This is a genomic window from Streptomyces turgidiscabies Car8 (assembly GCF_000331005.1).
Lineage (GTDB): Bacteria > Actinomycetota > Actinomycetes > Streptomycetales > Streptomycetaceae > Streptomyces > Streptomyces turgidiscabies.
This window is the reverse complement of sequence record NZ_AEJB01000206.1, coordinates 1-5,597: the sequence shown is the minus strand read 5'-3', so window position 1 is coordinate 5,597 and position 5,597 is coordinate 1. Positions and strand designations below refer to the sequence as shown.

General features: G+C 72.7%; 4 protein-coding genes. 3 read left to right on the top strand and 1 reads right to left on the bottom strand.

Features of this window, described 5'->3' with window-relative positions; genetic code table 11:
• A partial coding sequence (locus STRTUCAR8_RS12960) for an AfsR/SARP family transcriptional regulator (protein WP_044472110.1) occupies window positions 1–2,797 on the bottom strand: 2,797 nt, incomplete at its 3' end.
• A 176-nt stretch (window positions 2,798–2,973) separates the two neighbouring features.
• Between STRTUCAR8_RS12960 and STRTUCAR8_RS12955 the strand changes: the two genes are divergently transcribed.
• The 3 genes from STRTUCAR8_RS12955 to STRTUCAR8_RS51660 form a co-directional block, all read left to right on the top strand.
• Complete coding sequence (locus STRTUCAR8_RS12955) at window positions 2,974–3,648, top strand: NADPH-dependent FMN reductase (protein ID WP_006376155.1); 675 nt, start codon at window positions 2,974–2,976, stop codon at window positions 3,646–3,648.
• On the top strand, window positions 3,591–4,367 hold the full coding sequence (locus STRTUCAR8_RS12950; RefSeq protein WP_044472108.1) for a thioesterase II family protein: 777 nt from the start codon (window positions 3,591–3,593) through the stop codon (window positions 4,365–4,367). Before STRTUCAR8_RS12955 ends, STRTUCAR8_RS12950 begins: the two co-directional genes overlap by 58 nt.
• Before the next feature lie 29 nt (window positions 4,368–4,396).
• Window positions 4,397–5,597: AfsR/SARP family transcriptional regulator (locus STRTUCAR8_RS51660; protein WP_006376153.1), on the top strand; the 1,201-nt coding region annotated here is incomplete at its 3' end.

Below are 5,597 nucleotides of genomic sequence, written 5' to 3'. Positions count from 1 at the left end.
CCTCGGCGGCGTCGAGCCGGCCCTGGCGCCGGGCGCTCAGCGCGAGCCCCAGCGCGGCGAACTGCTCGGCGGGCTGATTGCCCTGCTCGGCCGCGAGCCGCAGGGCACGAGTGTGCAGATCGTCGGCCTCCTCATAGCGCTGCGTGAGCAGGGCGATCCTGCCGAGGCCGGACAGTTTCGCGGACAGCTCGGGCCACATCTCCAGGGTCTCCGCGATCCGCAGACTCTCGCGGTGGAGCTGGGCCGCCAGGTCGTAGTCGCCGTTGATCCCGGCAAGCCTGCCGAGCACGTCGGCCGTCTTCAACCTGCCCCAGAGGTCGCCCAGTTCGGCGAAATGGGCACGCGCGTCCTCGGCGTTGCCGCGCACCGCGTCCAGATCGCCGCGTGCCAGGGCGAAGCCGGCGCGTGTGGTGAGCGCGGCGGCGGTGCCCCACGCGTCGCGCAGAGTACGGAAGGAGACCAGGACGCGCTCTACCCGCTTCTCGCCGTCGGTCAACGCCCCCACCGTCCACTGGGCGTGCGCCAGGAACCACTCGGCCCGCACCGACTCCATGGTCGACCCGGCCGCGTACTCGCCGGGGGCGTCGCGCTCTCCGTCGTGCTCGCCGAGCAGCAGGCGGATGCCCGCCTGCCAGAACGTCGCCTCCAGGCGCTCCTCGGGTGCGGCCGGGCCCGGGGTGCCCATGGCCGTCGCCAGCGCCCAGCGGGCCTCGCCGAGCCGGCCGCGCACGAACCAGTACCAGGTCAGGGAATTGACCAGGCGCAGCGCGTCCTGGGTGGCTCCGGCCCGGCCCGCCTCGTGCAGAGCGCGCTGCACGTTGGTCGCCTCCAGGTCCAGGGACTGGAACCAGCGGGACTGCTCACGCTCGTGCAGATGCGGCCGGGCCTGCTCGGCGAGCCGGACGTAGTGGCGCAGGTGCCGGGTGGCGGTCCGCGCGCTCTCCCCGGACCTGGCGAGCTTGTCACGCGCGTAGACCGCGACGGATTCCAGCAGCCGGTACCGCGGACCGCGGGGCCCCTCGGTACGCACGGCGAAGGACCGCTCCACGAGCAGGCTCAGCGCGTCGAGGACATCGGCGCGGGACGTACCGTCACCGGAGCACACGTCTTCGGCGGCCTCCAGGCCGCACCCCTCACTGAAGGCCGATAATCGCCGCAGGACCGTCTGTTCCCGGGGGTCGAGCAGACTCCAGCTCCAGTCGAGCGTGGCCTGTAGGGTCCGGTGCCGCGAAGGGGCGTCCCGGTAGCCGCTGTTGAGTACCTTGAAGCGGTCGTTGAGACGGTCGTGCAGCTCTCTGATGCCCAGGGATCTGACACGGGTGGCGGCCAGCTCCAGTGCCAGTGGGATGCCGTCGAGGCGCCGGCACACCTCCGCGACGAGCGGGGCGGTGGTCGCGTCGAGAACGAACGCGGGGTCCGTCGCGGTGGTCCGCTCCACGAAGAGGCGTACGGCGCCCGCGCTCGTCAGCTCGTCGAGTCCCGGCCGGCCTGCCGGGGGCAGCGACAGCGGCGCCACCGGGTACACCGTCTCGTTCCTGGTGCGCAGCGGTTCCTGACTGGTGGTCAGGATGTGCAGGCGCGGTGCCCTGCCCAGCAGCAGGCCGGTCAGCTGCGCGACGGCCTCCACGACGTGTTCGCAGTTGTCCAGCACGAGGAGCAGCCGCCGGGCGGCCAGCGCGTCGGCGAGGCGGTCCGTGGGGCCCTTGCGGTCGTCGTCCGAGGCGTTCTCACGGATCCCGAGCGCCGCCATGACCTGCTCGGCCAGCGACTCCGTGCTCGCGAACCGCTCCAGGCCGCCGATGTCCGCGAGTTCCACCAGCCAGACCCCGTCGGTGAACGCGCCGCTCAGACTCTCGGCCACGGCCTGTGCGAGACGGGTCTTGCCCACGCCCCCGGGACCGGTGAGCGTCACCAGACGGCGCTGCGGGAGCAGCGTCCGGATCGTCCGTACATCGTGGTCACGGCCCACCAGGGGCGCGGCCGACGACGTCGGTCCCGGCCCGACCGGCACACCCGGGGCAGCCGGAACAGACGGTTCGGGCCGGGCCAGATCCGGGTCGTGCCGCAGGATGGCGCGCTGCAGCGCTTCCAGGGACGGGCCGGGGGTGAGCCCCAGTTCCTCGTCGAGCCGGCGCCGCAGATCGGTGAAGCACTCGAGCGCGTCGGAGGAACGCCCCGCCTGGTACAGCGCCCACATCAACGCGCCCCGCAACCCCTCGCGCAACGGGTACTTCCCGACCAGCTCGGTCAGTTCACCGATCAGCAGGCTGTGCTCGCCCAACTCCAGCCGCGCCTCCGCGTGTTCCTCCACCGCCGTCAGCCGTTCCTCCTCCAGGGTCGCCGCCGTCGGCCGTACGCACGGCTGGTCCGCGAACTCGGCGAAGGCCGGGCCGCGCCACAGCGCCAGCGCCTCGGTGTACAGGGCCGCCCGCCCCCGTGGATCCTCGGCGGCCCGGGCGTCGGCGACCAGAGCGCGAAACCGCCCGGCGTCCAGCGCGGCGGCCGGGATGTCCAGGACGTAGCCGGGCGCCCGGTGCGTCACGAACTCGCGGCCGCCCTCCTCCGCGTCCTCCAGGGCGCGCCGCAGCTGGGACACCTTGGCCTGCAGGGACGCCGTCGGCCGGGCCGTGAACGTCGAGCCGCCCCACAGGTCCTCGACGAGCCGGCCCACCGGCACGACCTGCCCGTGGTGGGCCAGCAGATCGGCGAGGAGCATACGGACCTTGACTTCGGGCACCCGCACGACGCGCCCCCCGTCCGTGCACACCTCCAGCGGCCCCAGCACCCCGAATTTCATGATCTCAGCGTACTTGGCGGCCATGCGCGGTGACCGGCCACGAAACAGGGCTCGGCCACCGGTCCGAAGCACGACCGCAGGCGGTCCGAAGCGGTCCGAAGCCGATCCGAAGGGGCCTGGGACAGGCTTCCTGGAGGAATGACGGGTTCGGCGGCGGTGCGGAAGGCGGTTGAGAAGTGGCCGAGAGTGAACGGCTGCGGCTGGCGATCATCATCGGCAGCATCAGAAAGGGCCGGTTCGGCCACGTGGCGGCGGAATGGCTCGCGGCGCGCGCCCGGTTGCGGCACGACTTCGACGTGGATGTCATCGACCTGGCCACGGCCTGGCTGCCCGACGTGATGTCCGCCGACCCGCTGGCGCCCAAGCCGCAGGCCGTCAAGGACCTGGCGCCCTGGCTGGGGGCGGCCGACGCGTTCGTGGTGGTCACCCCCGAGCACAACCAGACCTTTCCGGCATCGCTGAAGAACGCGATCGACTGGTACGACGAGGAGTGGCACGCCAAGCCCGTCGCATTCCTGTCGTACGGCGGCCCGTCGAGCGGGCTGTGTGCCGTGGCCGGTCTGCGGCAGGTCTTCAGCCTGGTCCACGCCGTCCCGGTCTCGGAGACCGTCAGTTTCCACAACTACTGGGAGCGGCTCGGACCGGACGGCAACCTGGTCGCCTTCGACGAGTGGGAGACGTCGGCCCGGGTGATGTTCGACCGGATCAGCTGGTGGGCCGGTGTGCTGCACCGGGCCCGTACCGAGAGCGGCTACCAGCCACCGCAGGTGAACAGACAGGAGCGAAGCGCACCATGGACGGCCAGTGGTTCCGACGATTCGGCGATTCCGAGCCGGGCGCTCTCAGACTGATCTGCTTCCCGCACGCGGGCGGCGCGGCGAGCGCGTACCTGCCGCTGTCCCGGCTGCTCGTCCCGCACATCGACGTGCGGGCCGTGCAGTACCCCGGCCGCCAGGACCGCCGGCGCGAGACGCCGGTGGCCGACATCGGGGAACTGGCCGCGGTCGTCGCCGGGAAGCTGGAGTCCGACGACCAGGACTCACCCTGTGCGTTCTTCGGCCACAGCATGGGGGCGCTGATCGCGTACGAGACCGCCCGCATCCTCCAGGACCACGGGGCCCGGCCACCCGCCAGGCTCTTCCTGTCGGCCCGCGGCGCGCCGGGACCGAGGCGGAATCCGCACGACGCGCTGCCGGACGACGACGCGATTCTGACCGCCGTACGCCGTCTCGGGGGAACCGGCGCGGCGCTGCTCGACGACCCCGAGCTGGTGGCGATGGTGCTGCCGGCTCTGCGCGCCGACTACACGGCACTCGCCGGGTACTCCTGGGCGCCGGGGGAGCCGTTGCGCGTGCCGGTCACGGTGCTGTGCGGCACCGACGATCCGGTGGTCTCCGTCAAGGAGGCCGCGGGCTGGCGGACGCACACACGGGCCGACACCGAGGTACGGGTCCTCCCCGGTGGCCACTTCTATCTGGACCAGCGCCTCGGTGACGTGGCCGAGGTGATTCTGCGCGGCGTCCGCTCGGCGAACGCCGCTCGGGCGGGCAACGGCGCCCGTCATGACTGAAAATGGGTGCTCGACGTTCGGGGGTGGGCGTGGAATTCAAGGTTCTCGGGCCGATGGAAGTGGTGAGCGGGGGGCGAAGTCTGCCGCTGGGAGGCGTCAAGCAGAGAGCGGTGCTCGGGCTGCTGCTGCTCCGGGCCAACCAGGTGGTCGCCACCAGTCAGCTCCTCGACGCCCTCTGGCCCGAGGAGTCGCGGCCCGTCACGGCACGCAAGATGGTGCAGAACGCGGTGTGGGGGCTGCGGGCCCTGCTGGAGACCGGTGACGGGGAGCGGCCCGACGGTTCGACGCCGCCGCAGTTGCTCACCAGAGCGCCGGGCTATGTGCTGCGCGTCGATCCCGAGCGGCTCGACGCGACCCGTTTCGAGCGCGCCGTCACCGCGGGCCGGGCGCGCCTCGACGCGGGTGAACCGGCCGAGGCCGCCGTGCTGCTGGGTGGCGCCCTCGCGGAGTGGCGTGGCTCCGCCCTGTCCGATCTGGCCGAAGAGGGCATGGAGTGGGCCGAACTGACCGCTCTGCGGCAGCTGCGCCTGGATGCGATGGAAGACCGCTTCGAGGCTGAACTGGCGTGCGGCCGGCACCATGCCGTGCTGGGCGAACTCACCTCCCTCGCCGAGGCCGAGCCGCTGCGCGAGCGCCTGTGCGGGCAGCTGATGCTCGCCCTGTACCGCTGCGGGCGGCAGGCGGAGGCGCTGAGCGTGTTCAGCGGCGTGCGCCTGGCCCTGGTGGAGGAGTACGGACTCGAGCCGTCCGCCGGCCTGCAGACCCTGCAGCATCGCATCCTGAGGCACGACCAAACCCTGGCCTCTCCGGCCGGGGGCCGCGCGGAGCCGGGAGGTACGGAGACGCGTGCGTCCCGGCGGCACCCGGTCGCGGAGGCGGGCCGCGTGCGGACGCCCGCACGGATCGCCGCGGTGGCCTCCGCCGCACCGGGAACGGGCGCGGCGGCGGACACCGGGCCGCAGACCGTGCCTGCCCACGATTTCGCGCCGCCCGAAGAGGAGGAGCCGCGAGCCTCGCGTCCCCTGGGTGTCGCCGAGGCGGGCGCGGTCGCCGAACGCCGGGACGTGTGTGTGCTCGTCGTGTGCACCGAGTCGGCCGCGGACGCGGCGACGATGGAGAGCGAGCAGCTGGACACCTCCCTGCACGACGCGGTCACCGTGCTCACCGAGAGCGTCGAGGCGCGCTCCGGCACGGTCGTCGGATCGATGGGCGGCCTGTGCGCGGCCCTGT